Raw genomic sequence first — 17815 nt, forward strand, 5'->3', positions numbered from 1 at the left:
GTTTAGTCGTTTAGTACTTCGTAGGGCCATGTGTAGTGGCTGTGAATAAAGGGGGTGCCTCCCTCTCTATTGGTCAGCTTGGCCCTTATCCGGAAGCGAGTACCCACTGGGTATTCCTCCGATAGCTCCTTTGCGCACCTTACGTGCATATGGGGTAAAAAAGGAGCTTGCCCCGGAATGGGACGGATATGAATGGGGCCGTGGCGGCCGGCAGTATTACTGGGCTTGAAGCTTTCTACCACTATATGTTGGTATTCGGATATCATTGCAGCTTGAGGTTTTGGTACTCGTGTTCACTGAATTCAAATTCACCATCTATAGCCGTCACTTCCTCGTAGGTGAGATTGTAGAGTTTGTAAACCATGGAATCAATCACCTTTTCCAGCTTTTTTGTGTCCTTTCCCGCAGCTTTCAGCTCCATTACTTCCTCTACTTTACTCTTAAAGAGATCGTCTGTGGCCTGCGGCACCCTTTCTGGTAGGGGGAAAGGATTTATGTAGTTGGTTTTAAATGTTCTTGCATCCCCCTGAAGAGTATCGCCGGTGTTTAACAAGAACCACCAAAACAGCTGAGAATTCGATATAGCCAGAAAATATTCATAGCTCGTCTCCACATGTTTTCTTTTTACCCAGCTATATACCTTTGTATTGTGATACAGGTTTTCAAAGTTCAATGTCACATTGGGATGATCCGAGCAGATTTCCATGCTGGAGAGCTTGGGTTGTTCGAATTTGGTGAGGTTCTTCGGGTATATGTAAGCATACCAGCAATCCATTGACTCCGCTTTCCCTCTTTCCCTTGCCTTGAAAGCTTTTTCGTTGTCCTTAACGAATGCGTATGTCAGTGGATAGTTTTTCTTGAGCTCGTCGAGCAGCACAGGTTTTGCCTTTTTACCATCAACTATGTATGGAAAAAAGACATAGGTGCTGGTACTGAGCTTTTTGTAACGATGGACATTTTTGCCCATGAGTATGGGCTTGAAGAACTGTCTTTCTACTTTGTACTCGGTATCTGCCAGTTCATTGTAACCAACGATAAACTCGCCGTCTACTGAAGAGTTGTGCAGGAAATATAGGTCGTCTTTACTTGTCGCTATGCCCTGAAATACATCTTCAAAAACATCCTCAAGTTTTTTGGAAGCTAAGTACATTTTGGTGAAAACATCATATTGAATGGCAGCGTCGAATAAAATGAACTGGTTAGTTCCGTAGGATTTTGATGCTGACTTTAACTTATCATAAGACACAAATGAGTACTGGGATTCGTCCTGCATTAACGAAATGAAATCACTCTTAAATGGGAACTTCTGAATTTTAAATCCTTCGTTTGGCAGCTTGCTAAAGAAGCTAATACAGGTATAGGTATCTGCTTCATTAAACACCATATTAGCACCAAAATGGGCAATCTTATCTATGTAGCGGCCTTTCAGCAAATAATCCCTGAATACACCAGAGCTAGCCGCATTAAAAAACTTGTGGGGGAAAATAAAACAGTTGCTGCAGTGATTGTTGGATAAGTCTACGGCCAGCTCAAAAAAGAGATTTGCCAAATCGTAGGCTCCTTTTGCATTTTCGAATTTCTCCTCCAAAAACTTCTTGTCGGCAGGATAAAGCCGTTCCAGTTCCTGCACCCGCATATACGGGGGATTGGCAATCACAATATCAAAACCAGGATTGGCTTTTACGTGGGGGTTCATCACTTCCGGAAAATCCAGTCGCCAATCAAAATATGGTAGATGTCGGCTGGCATCCTTCTTAATGGCTTTTAGCTTTTCAATCGTCTTGGTAAAACCAGCTTCTCGCACCTTCAAGCCCGCTTTTTTCACCTGATCATCTTCAAACAGACTTACCTGTCGCCTAAGACTTTGCCCTACCTTGTCTTTGTCGGCGTCAAGTTGAGCAAGCAATAGTTCAATTTTAAGGCTTCTGATGTCCTGTTGTATTTTTTCCTTTCCTTTGGTACTTCTATAAAAGTCGGCCTGCCTTTCGGTGATTTTCCGTGAGATATCCTTGATTCGTTTTTCCAGGTCATTGCCTCCCTTTACCTCCCAGTCAATGTCGATTACCTCATTTTTGAACTTCCCTAGCAGCGCATTCCCAGTAACGATTTTGTATTCGAGGTTAGGCAGTGGCTTGGGCAAGTCTTCGTCGACAATGATCGAGAGCCAAAAGCGAAGCCGGGCTATATCGACCGCCCCGGGGTCGGTATCCACACCATATATTGAGTTTTGGATGATGTCGATTTTGATTTTGGCAGGGTTCCATTCATCTGTGTCAAGATCCCAAATAGATTTTGCCAAGTCTGAAACACTGGCAAATACCTCAATGATGTCGACCATTTCCTGCAAAATGCCCACGGGAAAGGCCCCTGAGCCAATGGCTGGGTCACAGATTTTTACATTTTTCAGTGACAAAAGAAGCTCTTCTTCGAAGTCGATGAGCTTTGCCCCCTCCTGTTTTTTCACAAGGTCTTCGAAATATCCCCGGAACTCTTCCTCCTGATCGCTATTAATCAGGTTTTTGCTCCTAAATGATGTCAGAAGATAATTGGTCAATGTCTCCTGGCACATGAAATGAACTATCGGCTTTGGCGTGTAAAAGGCTCCTTTGTCTTTGTTGTCTTCAAGTAAGTTCTCGAAAATGACTCCGAGCATCTCGGGGTCTACAGCCACCATCTGTTCTTTCGATGAATCTTCGTCGATGGTAAAATTGAAAGCATCGAGAAAATCAAGAAATCCTCTTTCTTGTTCGTACTCCTTCCGGTCATTCGAAAAGAGTGAGCTTGGAAAAACAATTTGAACAGCTTTCTTGTCGACATCATCTTCCTCGAACAGTCCGCCATTTAGAAATGGGATTTTGGTCGTTGTGCTATTGGGAAGCTTAAAGTCGCTCCCCTCCCTCTCCTCATTAAGTGCTTTGAAAAAAAGCGGCCTTAGCCATTCGTTGTAAAAAATCCCTTTGTCCTTACAGTTATCAAAGCACCAGCGAATAAAATCACGATTACCGTCCTTAAACTCTTTGGTAGATGCTCCCAGCCAACCTTTCTTTTGAACAAAATAGAGGAATGTGATTCTCCCCATGAGCTTCTTGCAAAAATCCCTTGCCTTTTTATCATCACCACCAAATACAGGTACGAAAGATGAATTAGGGCTAGATAACTTCACTTCTTTCCATTTCCCCTTCTCTTTTACCATCCTTTTGCCAGTTAGGAACTGTACGAAATTCTGGTAGTGCTCCCGATATTCATTAAAGAAGGTCTTCGACAAGGTTTCGACCGAAAAGGCCTCATTCAGATGCCTTTTTTCTTTTGGCGTTTCCTTAGCGAGATGAAATAACCTTGCGGCGGGCGTTTTCACCCGCTCACCATTGCCCAAAATGTAAGTGTACCTTTTGCGGTCACGAACGTCAATATCCTTGAAAGTAGCTTCATCAAACTCTTTAGTAACATAGGTAAATCTCCATGTGGGGTCATTGCCTTTAAACACAACCAAAGCAGCATCGACCAGTCCTGTTATGATGTAGTCTTCTATTAGTTTCCTAACTCCCACACGGTTCTTCGATAGCTTTACACCGTCTTTTATGTGGACTTCGTAAAAGCTGACGGTAGCGTCTTTCAGCACCACTTCAGCAATTCTATCAATAGAATCGGCAATATCAGTCTTATACTTTTGGTCGAAGTGCACAGACTCTGACTTCGCAAATACATCTACTTCCGGAAACACCGCATGTAATAGGTTAGTCCACTTTTGTTTGTTGTAGGGACTGCTCAATACTTCACGAAGTTGATTTTCGGTCATCGCTTACTTTTTACCCTGTAAAAGACTCAGATATAATTATTTCCGGCAAATCATTCTTCGCCAAAAGCTTGGTTTTCCTTTTTATCATTTGGTGGTCTTCCTCGTCATTATCCTTTGCAATTTCAGCCAGAGGATAGTCACTCAGAACTGTGATGAGGCTCTCATACAACTCCGATTTTCTTAACCGCTGCGCCTGAGCGCTTTTGATAAGCTTGTTAATCTCCCGTGGTAGTTTTTGAAAAGCGCCCTTTCTTATTGCGTTTCTTGCGTTGAACATCAAGTCCTCTTCGTCAGGAGTAGCCAATTCGTATCCACGAAAATTGCCTAACAGTGCAACTGCTTTTTGTTCGTTCGGCCCCAACTTTACTGTTGCCTTATCACCAAGGTTTCTCAGGCTCGATTCGCTTTCAAACTCATTTAAGGCTATCTGTATTTGCTCGTGATGATGCCCATGTAAAGGAAAAGCACGCTCGGAGACAGTAGATTTATAGATTCTTGCTGCTTCTATAAAAGTCAGCTCCTCAAGCTTAAAATCAGGAAAAACGAAGAAAAAGCTATCTCTGTGTCGATTTTTAAGATAAGCCAGGGTGCATTGCTTTGAGCGTACGTCTTTCCTTCCGCAACGTGCCCTTTTCGGAATCTTCTTTTGAATTCTTCGAAACTCGTCCGGGTTCTGGTCACGGAACTGCCGAAGCCAGTTAAGAAACTCCAGTCTTTCATCCTTTTCTTCTTCGGGCACCTTTTCGAAAAGCCCGTAGCTATTGAACTCCTCTTCAGTTGAATAGATCTGGCTATCTTCCCCAAGAGCAGAATGAAAAGCCTGTAATTTTATGTAGGCTTTCTTATTCAACTCGATTTGATCATCTGTTTCTGCGGTGGGAAAAAAGTTATAAATGTAGATGTACTCAGAGGGGGTGCCAACCCGGTTGACCCGCCCTATCCTCTGCATAAGTCGGGTGGCATTCCAGGGAATATCATAGTTCACTACCACATTGGAGCGGTGCAAATTGACTCCTTCTGCTAATACTTCTGTGGTAATAATAATGTCGTAATTGTTTTCTCTAAGGGCAGGGTTATAATTAGCATCGAAATTTTTGGCGATAGTTTCAGCCAAGTCTTTCTGATTGCCGCTGCTGACACTTAATAGTTTACTAAAACCATCCTCATTAAGCCGCTCAGTTATGTATTCGGTGGTCTCCTTTGATTCTGAGAAGATAATTAGCTTGTGATTGTCATTAATGCCGCTGTCCAAAAAATTATCGATCTGATCTCTGAGTTTGTCATATTTCGGATCCTGAGTTACTTTTCCCCATTCACTGACCAATTCATTCAAAATGCTTTCGTCCCGAAAAATGCCATCTACAAATTCTTTGTCAAAGTCCTCCACGGCAAACGCCTGAATCAGTTCGGGATCGGAACTCTCCCGAAGTATTTCCTCTAAGTCGTCCTCTTTATCATTAAGTATAAACTCATTTACATTAAGCTTAGGGGCAATATAAATTCTACCTTTTTCAATCATTTTGAGCATGGCGGTATTGGCATCCCTAAACCGCTTTAATGATTTCTTAAAGGCATAAAAGCTGCTATCGATTCGCTTTACAAGCAGTATGCGCATGATATTAGCCAGCTGCTCAGAAATGACGTCAGCCCTTTTGTTAAAGTACTTGTCCTTAACTTCTTTGGGCAAAAACTTGATGGCCTGATATCTATAGTACCCCAAGCCATTTCGGTTGCCTTTGAGTAACTGAATAGTTTTATCATAAAGCACATTCAAATCTGGTTTAAGAACATACAGAACCTGGCGTGGGGGTATAATCTTAGGAAAACGCTCCCCTTGAGAGCTTAAGTCTTCCCAGTACTGGGGCGTATTTTCAATATCCGTCCGTGTTCTTCTTACTATAATCGGGGTAAGAATTTTCACCCGAATGTCTTCATAAATTTTCTTCACTTCCCTGGCAATAACAGTACGGTCTCGCTCTTTCCTTAGCTTCTCGTAGGTATCGATATGTGGTCGGAAAAAATGCTGAAGATTCCCCACTTCCAGGGTGGATCTCTTGGCATCCTGAAAAAGGTAAATCTGGTTACGTATATCCTCAGGTCTATTGTTCAATGGCGTAGCCGTGATAAGGATTACTTTCTTTTTAAAGGTTCCGTCGAGTTGTTTTCTTTTGCAGGGGGTCTTACAGAGTTTTTGAAGCTGGTTAAACATTTCTGATTCATCACTCCGGAATTTATGAGCTTCATCAATCAGGATAAGGTCATAGTCTTCCGGGTGTTTAATCTTATGCAAAGAGCCATTGGTGATAAGCTCCCAGTTAGGAAACTCAAAATCTCGAAGGGTCTTCTGCCAGCTTGGTTCAAGTGCAGGGGGATGAACTATGAGGGTTTTGGTTCGGTAGCCGTTACTGAAATAGAACTTCTTTGCTATGATTGTGGCAATCACCGTTTTTCCCAAGCCCACCACATCAGATAAGAAAAACCCGCCGTGCTTTAACAACTTGTTATAGCCGTCGTTCACCGCATCGACCTGATAGGCGAGCTTTTTATAGCCTTTGGGAAGATCGGTTATCGATTCAGGATCATACTCGATACTACTGCCGAAGTACTCAATAAGAAACTTTACATATATCTCGAAAGGGGAAAATTCATCGTTGATGTATGTCTCAAGCTTCGCCTTTTGAATAATCTGAGGCGATATATCAATCGATTCGTCCCAGAGCGCTTCGAATGTTTTCAACGAAAAGGCAACGTCATCAAAATCCCGCAGTTCAACATTGAACTCAAAGTTACGCTCCAGCCCGGATTCGGTGAGGTTGCTTGATCCTGATATTACAGACCCGCTATTGTGCTCATTCCAGTTGGCAGGACGAAAAATGTATATTTTGGCATGAATGTTCTTATCAGGATGAGCCTTGATTTCGATTCTGCCGCTTCCCACGTCTCTAATAAACTCAAGTATGCCTTCCTCTACTTCTTTGTCATAGTTGGCTTCCTGAATATCTTCTACCAAACGTCTGTAAAATTCCTCACGAGTCTCATTTGCATTAAACTTAAACTCAAGACCTTTTAAAGACGCTTCAGTCATTAGGTGATCGACATCAATCCCCACCAGAATCCTAATTTTAGTCACTTTCTGTAGAAACCCCCTCACTCTGAAGTAACCGGAGGATCTAAAGAATCCCACCAGAGCATCGAAAAAAGCTACCTGTGTATGAGTGAATATTCCCTCAAATTTCTTGATTAGTGTATTTTCTGTAGAGTTGGTGAAAAACTTGGTTGACATCAGGCTAGATTGTTCCTCAGAGAATAATGGCTAAAATGGGAAAAAATTGTGAGATATACTTAGGGAAGTTTCGCAGCCATACCTGCGGAAAGTAATCTCTTGGCAAAGTAATTGATTAGGAAAAAGCTTTCGCCAAGCAAATGAAGAAAAATAGCAAAAGAAAAGACCTCATGATCGGCTTCCATGATCGACTCAGGTTGGCAATGGAGGTTAGAGCAGAATCACAATCATCACTCGCCAGGCAGTTAGATCTAACCCAGCCTGAAATTCATTATTATCTTAAGGGAAAGATCAAACCACGGCCCATCGTCAGACAAAAGCTGGCTTATGTATTAAAGGTCAGCTACCTATGGCTTGCCTGGGGCAGAGGTGAGCTCGTCGCCTTTGAAACTGGCTATCCCATTGAGGAGTTTCATCAAAATTTTGAGGAGAGGTTCATTTTCCTGTTTTGGAGTAGAGGTATTAGTGTGCAACAACTTGCCAGCACCATGGAAGTATCCTATAATGAAATTGAATATTGGATGGAGGGTGATAGATATCCCACTGAAGAAAAGTTGGATAGGGTTTGTGAGATTTTTAAGGTTTCCAGGTCATGGCTGGAGGAAAAGTCGAACTTATGCATGACAGTTGAGAAAAAAATACTGGGGGTTAACTCACTTTATTGATATATATGGATGATTTACCTACTTTTGGATCGACATAATTATCGAAGCAGTTACTTAACTTTTCGTAATTATGTTGTACCAACAAATTCTTGACGCTCTCAAAGAGCAAAATTACTCTCAGGCTCTTGATCTAATTGATGAGGATCGGGTCGAAGAGTTTTTTAATCCGCTGCATTCCAGGTTCTTCGCCAAACAGTCTTTACTCCCAGAGGATGAAAATTTCTGGAATGTTCTTTTCTTACATGAAAAGAGTTCAATAGTATTTCGATCTGAGTTCATTTATTCTTTTCTAGAGACGTTCTGGAAAAGACAAAGCTTCTCCAGAGACCTGATCAGAGCTTTTACTGACAGGCACCCGAAGAAGTTTGTTGAGTCGCTGAGATTGAGTGGGTACTTTTTGGAAGACCATTACTTCAAGAATATCAGAAAAGCATTTGAGAACCCATCTCCGTACCTAAGTAACCACTTCAATTGGATGGATCGGCTTCGATCTAAGAAGAACAGCTATGTAAAGGAAATTGATCAATTGGAGTCAAGGCTGAAGGAAGTAAGTCTGGCTCAGACACTGACCTCAATTGTCGTTTGGTGGGTTTCTCCTGGATATGAAGACCGATCACAGACACATTTTAAATATGAGGCAGTCAATAAGCTGTTCATCAAATATTTTCAGCAGCACCCCAATAGCGGAGAAAAAATTGACTTCGAGTCAGTGGTGAAACGGTATGCCGCCGAGATTGCAGAATTGGCCAAGAGAGGCAAGAAGCCAGTCGTGATGCAGGCGCTGGATAAGATTTACAACTATTTAAGGTTTGAAAGTTCTGAAATCGATGTATATCGATTTGATTTACAAGACGACTTTGATGAAGGGGAGTATCTAATAGACAAAAGAGCCAGGATGAAGTTTATTGAGAATGGAAATAAGCTTTATGCCTTCGAAACTCTCAATTCAATACTGGCAATTTTTGAAACTGACGATCGGGCACATCGTGATAATATTTCCTTCAAGGGAGACTCGGAAATAGACCAGAATGCCAATCAACATGCATTGGCCTTGAATAATTCAGTCGCAACAATTCTTGAATACCTCGGTCAAGAAGGAATTATAAGCAATACACAACTTCTATACATTAATATCCTCGCTCTACTGAATGTACATGCCCAAATGCGTTTTTTAATACCATTCAATTCTGTGTTGTCGGCTGGTATCCATCCAGTTGTAACACTTATGAGAATTCTATTTGTAGATGAAGGCAAAGGGTGTCCGATACAGGTTGAAACAAAAGATTCATTTCGATCAAAAACGCTTAGTTCATTGGGCGGCACATTGATCGAGGCCGAAATTACAGATGCCGTCAATTTGAGTGCAACCTCAACAAATGAGATACATGAGTCAGGGAAATTAAACATTATAGCAACGCCCAATATCCGAACCGGCAATGGTTCGATGATAAGACTTCTGCCGCTCTTGGCGGTTCAAAATACAGCTTTTGCTGGTTTGGAAACTCTATTTAACATGTTAAGGGATGAAAATAGAACGGCAGATAAAGACTTTGAATTAAAAATTGCAACTCACTTTAGAAAAACTGGACTTCAAGTATTGAACAGGATACAGGTTGATAACGCAGTAGAGATTGACGTTGGTATCTACGAAAAGGGACAATTACTAATTCTCGAAATCAAACGTAATAAGTTCAGGAAAGACAGCGAATGGATATGGAAGGACAGGACAGACGGCCTTCAAAAAGCATCCCGCCAACTGTATAAGGTACAGGAGAGCTCAATTTTGGCAACAAAACTCTCGGAACACTGGCCAGATCTTGAGATAGGCAACTGTGACATCCACAGCCTGATCGTTACGCCCTGGTTTGAATACGACCATGAATTTATCGGAAGATATCAAAAGGTCTCCTGGTTTGAGATCAAATGGGTACTCGAACAAATGAAACCCATGTGGGAAAATTCGGAAAACAAACTGGCTACCATCATTCAGTTGATTGAAAATGACCAGGTATGGCCGGAGATATTTCGTAAATCTAAAGAGTTCGACGATTTGATGAAGTCTTCTTCGCAGGAAAGCTAGCGGTTGTTTAACCCTAAATTTTCTTGTTATGAATGATCAAACGATCTCTGCGGTCAACTACCATTTGAACCGCAATTGCAACATGCACTGCAAGTTCTGCTTCGCTACTTTTCGGGATATCGACCACGCAAATTCACGTATGGAAGAGCACATTAGCATCATTAAGCAATGTGCGCTGGCAGGCATCAGGAAGATAAATTTTGCAGGAGGTGAGCCGACACTTTTAAAGCATTTGCCAACGTTACTTCGTGTGTCGAAAGAGTTGGGTATGGTGACGTCCATTGTGACTAATGGAAGTCGATTACTCGATGAAGCGGTTTGGCGTTCTGTTTCTCGCTTTTTGGATATCCTTGGACTAAGTGTAGATAGTATAAATGAGCACCTTAATGTTCGCTCAGGCAGGGCATTAAACAAAAACCAGCAAGCCCTTACAGAAGAAAGCTATTTCGGGCTGGCGGAAAAGGCTCGGCTAGAAGGAATTCCTGTTAAGCTGAATACTGTAGTCTCTAACTACAACTGGCAGGATGATTTGTCTCATTTCGTGAGAGAGGTGGCCCCGGTTCGGTGGAAAATATTTCAAGTATTGCCAATCCTCGGCCAAAATGATCGATATAAGGAGGAGTACCTTATCACTGACTCAATGTTTTCTAAATACATTGAAAGGCATAAAGCGGCATTGCCAAATGTTCCAATTATTGCTGAGGAAAATGATTTGATGATGGGCTCCTATCTTATGATTAGTCCGGACGGGCGATTCTTTGACAACACCAAAGGAACACACAGCTACAGTAGCCCGATTCTTGAAAGTAGTTTTGATTACGCCTTGTCTGAGATTGCTGTTTCGAAGAAAAAATTTCTCCAAAGAGAGGGCGAGTACTTTAACAAACTTGCCTAACTGGCAGGAGGGGTTGCGTGCGTCGAAGGGATTTCGCTCCGAGACTGGGGGACTTCTCCGCTGCACTGCGAAGTGACGTTCAGGGTAAAGATCGACCTCCGAACTAGCGACACTTCTTCCATAATATCTAGTTAAAGGAATGCCTTCTTGCGTGAGGGACTGAGCCATTGTTGGAGCCCGCTGTTGGTTTTCGAGCGTTGGCCGGCGACTGGTGATGGCCCGACCCCTGCCGCCGAAACGGGTTGTCGGGTGAGTGGTAACACTCCGGCGGCAAGGGGGCACGCCCAAGTCATTGAAGTATTTTTTGATTGGGTGATGGAGAGATTGGGGTGCAACTTTTCATTTCGTCGGGGAAGATTAAAGAGGTTACTAAGTGCTGAAGCGCAGAGAGTAACCTCTTTAATAGTTAACGTTGAGATTAAAGAGGTTACTATTTGCAGGGGCGCAGAGAGTAACCTCTTTAATTTGGTTCTGTTGCAGGAGCGCAGGGAGTAACCTCATCAATAGTTCACGTTGGGATTAAAGAGGTTACTACTTGCAGGAAAGCAGAGAGTAACCTCTTTAATGGTAAAACCGCCACTGCGTTTTAAAGTCTTTGGGCAGGGTTTGGTTGGTGAGGATGGCCCGGACCATTTCTACCGGCATGGCGTTTTCGTGGAGCACGGCGTCATGATATTCTTTGAGGGTCATTTTGCCGCCGTCGACCAGCTCCTTTTTGAGGGCGTAAAACTGCAAACCGCCTGTGAGGTAGGCCACCTGGTACAGCGGCCCGTAGCCGCCCGTGAAGGAGCGCCTCACCTCCCCTTCGGCGTTGGCTCGCTCATGCCCTACCCTGTCGACGAGGAAGTCGATGCACTGCTGGGGGCTCCACTTGCCCATGTGGTAGTTGAGCGAGAAGATGATGCGGGCACAGCGGTGCATGCGCCAGAAGAGCATGCCGATGCGGTCTTCGGGGGAGCGGGGAAAGTCCATGTCCCACAGCTGCAGCTCCCAGTAGAGGGCCCAGCCTTCGGTCCAGAAGGGGGTGCGGAAGTGGCGGTAGGTTTTGTAGCGGCGGTTCATGAAGCCCTGCAGGTGATGGCCGGCAATGAGCTCGTGGTGCACGGTGGATCGGGAGAAGTGGGGGTTATTGCCCCGCATGCTCATCATGCGGTCTTCGTATTCCATGGTGTTGGTGGGGTAAGAGATAATGAAGTTTTCGCCGCCCAGGAAGAACGGACTCACCTTCTGGCGCTCGGCCGCCATCATGGTCATTCGCCAGCTTTCTTCAGCAATCGGCGGAATGGTGACCAGGTCGTGTTCTTTGAGGAAAGCCACCGACTGGTTGTAGAGCTCCATCATGGCTTCGGGCTGTTGGCCAATGGGCACATAGGAGTTCTTCACTTTCTCCTGCGCCGCCTTCCAGTCGTCGCCGAAGCCCATTTCCCTCGACGCCTTGAGCAGCTCGGCATCGCACCAGGCGAATTCTTTGTTGGCCAGCTCAATCAGCTGGTCGGGCGTGTAAGGGATCATTTCAAACTCCAGCTGTTTGATGATCTCGTCCCGGCCTATTGGGCTGCCCACAATCCCACTGCCGTCATCTTTTTGTGTGGTGATGAGCCTGGCCTTGCTGGTCATTACCTTTTCGTAAATGCCAAGCAGGCTGTCGACCCGGGTGATGGGCATGGTGACCCACCAGGTGTACAAGGGGTCGTATTCGTTGTAGAAGCTGTGGATGCTTTTGATGCCTTCCTGTATGCCTTTGATGGAGGCCGAAGCTCTTTTAGTCAGCTTCTGATCGAAGGGCTCGGCGGCTTTTAGTTTGATGGTGATCGCTTCTATCTCGTCGCCTGTGTCGGTCAGCTTTTTGGCTACTTCCTGCCATTCGAGTTGGTTGCCCCGCCGCCGGAGGTTTTCGATTTCGTAGAGATAGGGAGCAAACGGAAGCCACTGCTTTACGGCTGCCAGTTCGGTGCTTTCCAGGGTTAAGTTGCGGAGGTCTTCCTGCACATCCCGCCTGAAGAGGAGATAGTCGACCCGGGCACCGGTGCCGAGGGCGTTGAAGTCCATGGCCTCCAACTGCCTGAGATAGTCCTGATCGAGGGTTTTGAGCCGCTCGATGCGCTCCGGCGAGCTGTCCATATAGTAAAAGCGGTGCAGGCTGCCGTGGTCGGCGTCGTAGCGCACCATGAGGTTGTTAACCTCGGAGGTTTGCTCGTAGAGTGGTTGGGAGAAGGCACTGAGCATACACAATGAAAAGAGGAAGGAGAGCAGAGTCTTTTTCATAAGGCAGATAGGTTGAATCCAAAGCATAAGATGTGACGGAAACACATGGAAATCAATGGAAGCTGGACAAAGGGAAAGAAAGTGCGGTGGGTGGTGGAACCGGCGGTGAAGACACCCGCCGGAACGAATCACAGTCGGCGGTGGAGACACCCGCCGGAACAGAGGACATAGCTTTGCGTTGGGCTGCCAGCCGCCTGAAAGTCCGAAGCCTAAAACATCACTCTGCGTCATTGAAGAGAAGCAAGTCAACTCGTTGATTGTGTGCGAGAATTATATTGCGACGAAGCAATCTTGGTCAACAGAACCCGGCTCCGTATTCGACAGATTGCCACACTCGTTCAAAGATTTTGGACATAGATAGACAATTGTCAACTCGTTCGCAACGACGATCAAGTGGTGAGTATTCCCTAAAACAACCCCGTTATCGCCACCCCACTAAGGCCGCTGCCAAGCAAGGTCTGCATTCCGGTGTCTGACGGCTCTTGCTAGCTGGCTATTCCGCCGTGCCGACACCTTCGTTCGTCCAAGCCCTAAGCCGGGCACCCCTGAAGGGGCGTGATACGAGGAGGATGGCGGTGAAGCCCCATCCGAATAAGGAAGCGGCTTGCAGCTCCCCCCTCTCCCCACGGGAGAGGGCCGGGGTGAGGTGCAGAAAAATCAGCCAAACAAAACGCTACTTCCTATTTCATTTAATGTTCAAATACGCTTTATTATGCCTTGTTTACAAAACTGAGAGATTAATACATGAAAAACCTATCCTACTCAATACTTCTATTTATAGCACTAGTTTCCTGTTTTCATACAGCCTCAGCGCAGGAATATGTCCGTGATTTCGGAACGGTAGCCAATGAGGATTTTGAGTTTTCCAAATTTGATTCTGAGCCCGACGCAGAAGCTGTCATTTTGTTTGACAAAGGCACGTCCTCCTTTATTCGTGGCAATACACAGGCATTTGAGCTATCTTTTGAACGCCACCTGAGAATCAAAGTTCTAAGCAATGCAGGCATAAGGTGGGCAGAACATGCCATTACCTTGTACCAGGATGGTGTTGACAACGAACTCCTTCAAAGCCTGGACGCCATTACCTTTAATTTCGAAAATGGAAGGCTGGCAAGAACAGAGCTTGACAAGGCTACTATTTTTGAAGAGAAGGTATCGGACAATGTCACTGTGAAAAAGTTTGCCATGCCCGCCGTTCAAAAAGGATCCATTATTGACATAAAATATAATGTGATCAGCCCTTTTGTCTACAGGCTTAACGATTGGCGCTTTCAATCAAAAATCCCAACGCTGTACAGCTATTATGAAGCCAGGATGATCCCTTTTTACGAATACGTCTTTATCTTAATAGGGAATCCCAAGCTCACACTAAAAAAATCCTTTATCCAACCTGGGCAAGAGCATTTTGCAGGGGTTGACTATAGTATTGCTGTTAATCAGTTTGCCACTAAAAATGTACCTTCTTTTGATGACGAAGATTTCTTTTCTTCGGAAGATGACTACATACAAAGGATCGATTTCCAGCTTGCCAAAGTAACCCAAGCAGACGGAGGTAGCAGAGAGATCATCACCACCTGGCCGAAGCTAGTCTCCGCTCTCGATAAGCACTTCGACTTTGGGAAGTACATGGACAAGGCGGCAAAAGTATGCAAGGAGCCTCCTTTTTCTGATATCAAAGGAACCTCGGATTTAGAGAAGCTAAAAGTGGCCGTAGATGTGGTGAAAAACACCTTTAGCTGGGACGGCTATTATGGTAAGTTTGCTACCAAATCGCCAAAAGACCTTGTCGAACAGAAAACAGGGAGCGATGCAGATATCAATCTGTTCCTTGTAGCTTTACTCAGAACACTCGGGCTGGACGCCAACCCGGTTATCATCAGTACGAGAGGACATGGCAAAGTGTACAAAGACTATCCCTTCGATCATTTCTTCAACTATGTTATCGCCGATGCGCAGGTTGGCGAGCAACACATTCTGATGGACGCCACGGAAGTCCACAGTCAATACGATGAACTGCCTGTGAGGTGTATCAATGATCAGGGGCTGTTGGTCAAAAATGGAGACCCTCAATGGGTGAGTGTGATAAGCAATTCACAGTCAACAACAACCAGCGAGCTTACCCTCAGCTTCTCCCCTTCACTCGACTCAATCAGGTTTGAGTCAAAGAACTCTTCTGCAGGGCATGAAGCCATGTACCTCAGGCGAACGCTTGAAAACAAGCAAGAGGCAATACAAAACCTCTACTCCTCCGACGGGCAACAAATTGGCCGTATGTCGACGTCCAACTACAAAGACCCATCGCAGCCTTATGTGGTTGAATATTCGGCGTCGATCCGGCCGGAAGTGGTTAACTCCAAAGTGTACTTCTCACCGTTTCTCAATGCACCCCCCAAAGAGTCAGAATTTAAATCAACCAGCCGGAAGTACCCTGTGGACCTTATATACCCAAGAAGCGCATCCTACTTGGCTACCATCAACATCCCTGATGGTTATAAATTGGAAGCGATACCCAAAGGGTACAAATTGGATAATGTTCTTTATACGCTGCTGTTCGACGTAGAGGAAATGAGCGCTAACACTATCAAGGTGTCCGGCAAGTTTGAGCTGAAACATGCTGTTTACAAACCTGAGCACTACATGGCCATTAAACTAGCGAACGACAAGGCAATTGATTTATTTAACCAAAAGCTGGCCATTGTACCAGTGGAATAGGCGACTGCACTGTTGCAGATTACACCACGACTTCTTATATGAAAAGTAAATTTATCTTCTGGGCGATTAGCTACTGTTTTTTGAGTACCTCCCTTTCATTTGCTCAGGACTGTGAAATAATAAAGTATGACACCCGATGCGTCGTCAACGGAAGCAAACTAACCACCGCGGTGGATGTCACGCTGCAAATCAATAAACGAGAAGGTGATGACTACGGCATCGTTTATATTCCATACAGTAAAGGCGATCAAATTGACGATATCCAGGCTTCAATTACCGATCGCAACGGGAAAACAGTGAAAAAGCTAAAGAAGACCGAGATAGCTACACGGAGTGCCGTTTCCAATGCTGCGCTGTATGAAGACGACTTTGTAAAAGTGTTTCAGATGAAACACAATGTTTACCCATACCAAGTTCACTACTCCTACTCCTATACTTTTTCTCAATTTCTGAGTATTGCCGACTGGAATCCATCGTTTTATAACCTCCCAGCCCACAATGCCAGCCTGGTGGTGGAAGTCTCACCAACGTACGATTTTTTGCTCTACGAAAAAGACATCACAAAAACAGAGACAATGACAACCAAAGGCGACAAGGTCTATACGTGGCGTGCCTCGGACGTGGCCCCGGTGCCAAGAGAATCTTACGCCCCCAACAGGCAACGCATGCTACCCAATGTAAGAATTATACCGAAAGCATTTCGATATGGATTGCTGGGAAGTATGACTTCATGGCAGGAGTACGGCACATGGCAATACAAAACCAATGAAGGGCTGAACGACCTGCCTGACTTTGAAAAAGCCAATATCGACAGAGTGATCGCCGACGCCAGCGAAACAAGGGAAAAAGCGAGAAGGATATACCACTACCTGCAAGACCACATGAGGTATATTCTTGTGAAAGAGGGTATTGGCGGCTTAAAACCCTACCCAGCCTCTTACGTGGCCAGTAACAAATACGGCGACTGCAAGGCCCTTACAAATTACATGATGGCTGCACTCAAGTATGCTGGTATTCCGTCGAACTATACGAAGGTGTTCGCTGGCGACAAGGTGGTTCCCCTGATCAAAGAGTTACCAAGCCAGCAGTTTAATCATGTGATTGTTACCATTCCCAACAAGGGCGACACCATTTGGCTGGAGTGCACCAGTAAGTACAATCCCTTTGGCTACCTCGGCACCTTTACTCAAAATAGAGAGGTTCTTTTTGTATCTCCAGATGATAGCCAACTCATTAAAACACCCGCCCTAAGCATGCCCGACGTTAGGGAAAAAAGGACAGTTGTGGCGGAAGTATCATCCAACGGCAAAACGCTGATCAACATTGATATCGAATTTAGGGGTGATAAATTCGAAACATTCACCTACCTGCTCAATGAGTACACCCGCACGGAACAGGAAGAGTATGTCAGGAAAATGATCGACTTACCAGAATACACACTTATCAATTGGGAACTTAAACGACAGCATAGAGACTCCGCCTCAATATTGCTGACGGCCGAGCTAACGACGAATAATTTTGTGAAGAAATATGGAGATAGCTATGTTGTCCGAAACCTGCCACTGGACATTCCGTCGACAGAGGCTCCGGCAAAAAGGTCACTGCCTTTTGAGCTTTACTACCCCATTTATCAAGAAGAATCTGTCACCGTAAGGTTTCCTCAGGATTTCGTAGTTGACAAGCTTCCTGAAGAAATTCAGGTCGATTCCGATGCCGGAGCCTACCGGATATCGAGCTACGCCGAAGGTAACGAAGTCCAAATAAAGCGATCCTACATTGTTCAGTCCGGAAGCTATGGAGGAAAAGGTTACGAAGGTTTCTATGACCAACTGGCAAAGGTCAAAAACCTTGAAGCCAGCAACCTACTGACCTTAAAAAAAGCTAACTGATGAGACAGATTGTTGGTGTTTCTTCGGCAGCCAGCTGAAGATAGGAAACAACCCCAGGCGTCGGTAAGACAGGCGGGTTTTGCGGTTCTGGTATGCTACAGCTCTGGCTCGGTGGCTATTTCGCCGTGCCGACACCTTCGTTCGTCCAAGCCCTAAGCCGGGCGGCACCCCTGAAGGGGCGTGATACGAGGAGGATGGCGGTGAAGCCCCATCCGAATAAGGAAGCGGCT

Annotated in this window: 10 protein-coding genes; 6 read left to right on the forward strand and 4 right to left on the reverse strand. The window is 45.0% G+C overall.

Features of this window, described 5'->3' with window-relative positions; genetic code table 11:
* Window positions 1–2: 2 nt before the first annotated feature.
* Genes GC130_RS05790 through GC130_RS05800 form a run of 3 tightly spaced genes read right to left on the reverse strand, consistent with a single transcriptional unit; the run spans window position 3 to window position 7079 of the window.
* Window positions 3–266, reverse strand: a complete 264-nt coding sequence (locus GC130_RS05790) for a hypothetical protein (RefSeq protein ID WP_151997333.1) — start codon at window positions 264–266, stop codon at window positions 3–5.
* On the reverse strand, window positions 263–3796 hold the full coding sequence (locus GC130_RS05795) for an Eco57I restriction-modification methylase domain-containing protein (protein WP_151997334.1): 3534 nt from the start codon (window positions 3794–3796) through the stop codon (window positions 263–265). Before GC130_RS05795 ends, GC130_RS05790 begins: the two co-directional genes overlap by 4 nt.
* Before the next feature lie 10 nt (window positions 3797–3806).
* On the reverse strand, window positions 3807–7079 hold the full coding sequence (locus tag GC130_RS05800; protein WP_151997335.1) for a helicase-related protein: 3273 nt from the start codon (window positions 7077–7079) through the stop codon (window positions 3807–3809).
* A gap of 140 nt (window positions 7080–7219) precedes the next feature.
* Here GC130_RS05800 and GC130_RS05805 point away from each other — a divergent pair, with 140 nt between their 5' ends.
* The 3 genes from GC130_RS05805 to GC130_RS05815 all read left to right on the forward strand — a co-directional run bounded on the left by GC130_RS05805 (window position 7220) and on the right by GC130_RS05815 (window position 10719).
* Window positions 7220–7744 carry a helix-turn-helix transcriptional regulator gene (locus GC130_RS05805; protein ID WP_151997336.1) on the forward strand — a complete coding sequence of 175 codons (525 nt, stop codon included), beginning with the start codon at window positions 7220–7222 and terminating at the stop codon, window positions 7742–7744.
* 70 nt (window positions 7745–7814) lie between these two features.
* Window positions 7815–9824, forward strand: coding sequence for a hypothetical protein (locus GC130_RS05810; RefSeq protein WP_151997337.1), 2010 nt, complete (start codon window positions 7815–7817; stop codon window positions 9822–9824).
* A gap of 28 nt (window positions 9825–9852) precedes the next feature.
* Complete coding sequence (locus GC130_RS05815; protein ID WP_151997338.1) at window positions 9853–10719, forward strand: viperin family antiviral radical SAM protein; 867 nt, start codon at window positions 9853–9855, stop codon at window positions 10717–10719.
* Window positions 10720–11280: 561 nt separating this feature from the next.
* Here the strand turns inward: GC130_RS05815 and GC130_RS05820 are convergent.
* Window positions 11281–12984 carry a DUF885 family protein gene (locus tag GC130_RS05820; RefSeq protein WP_151997339.1) on the reverse strand — a complete coding sequence of 568 codons (1704 nt, stop codon included), beginning with the start codon at window positions 12982–12984 and terminating at the stop codon, window positions 11281–11283.
* Between the two features lie 32 nt (window positions 12985–13016).
* Here GC130_RS05820 and GC130_RS05825 point away from each other — a divergent pair, with 32 nt between their 5' ends.
* From GC130_RS05825 to GC130_RS05835, 3 genes are all read left to right on the forward strand, one after another.
* Window positions 13017–13241, forward strand: coding sequence for a hypothetical protein (locus GC130_RS05825; RefSeq protein ID WP_151997340.1), 225 nt, complete (start codon window positions 13017–13019; stop codon window positions 13239–13241).
* Window positions 13242–13728: 487 nt separating this feature from the next.
* A complete protein-coding gene (locus GC130_RS05830; protein ID WP_151997341.1) occupies window positions 13729–15696 on the forward strand; it encodes a DUF3857 domain-containing protein in 1968 nt (655 codons plus the stop codon).
* Between the two features lie 38 nt (window positions 15697–15734).
* Window positions 15735–17585: a DUF3857 domain-containing protein gene (locus tag GC130_RS05835; protein ID WP_151997342.1), complete on the forward strand. Its 1851-nt coding sequence runs from the start codon at window positions 15735–15737 to the stop codon at window positions 17583–17585.
* Window positions 17586–17815: the final 230 nt, after the last annotated feature.

Origin of the sequence: Imperialibacter sp. EC-SDR9 (genome assembly GCF_902498805.1) — a bacterium.
Classification (GTDB): Bacteria; Bacteroidota; Bacteroidia; order Cytophagales; family Cyclobacteriaceae; genus Imperialibacter.

Coding starts and splice junctions, on each gene's coding strand:
- GC130_RS05790 (WP_151997333.1), bottom strand. CDS start 266: ATGATATCCGAATACCAACATATAGTGGTAGAAAGCTTCAAGCCCAGT.
- GC130_RS05795 (WP_151997334.1), bottom strand. CDS start 3,796: ATGACCGAAAATCAACTTCGTGAAGTATTGAGCAGTCCCTACAACAAA.
- GC130_RS05800 (WP_151997335.1), bottom strand. CDS start 7,079: ATGTCAACCAAGTTTTTCACCAACTCTACAGAAAATACACTAATCAAG.
- GC130_RS05805 (WP_151997336.1), top strand. CDS start 7,220: ATGAAGAAAAATAGCAAAAGAAAAGACCTCATGATCGGCTTCCATGAT.
- GC130_RS05810 (WP_151997337.1), top strand. CDS start 7,815: ATGTTGTACCAACAAATTCTTGACGCTCTCAAAGAGCAAAATTACTCT.
- GC130_RS05815 (WP_151997338.1), top strand. CDS start 9,853: ATGAATGATCAAACGATCTCTGCGGTCAACTACCATTTGAACCGCAAT.
- GC130_RS05820 (WP_151997339.1), bottom strand. CDS start 12,984: ATGAAAAAGACTCTGCTCTCCTTCCTCTTTTCATTGTGTATGCTCAGT.
- GC130_RS05830 (WP_151997341.1), top strand. CDS start 13,729: ATGAAAAACCTATCCTACTCAATACTTCTATTTATAGCACTAGTTTCC.
- GC130_RS05835 (WP_151997342.1), top strand. CDS start 15,735: ATGAAAAGTAAATTTATCTTCTGGGCGATTAGCTACTGTTTTTTGAGT.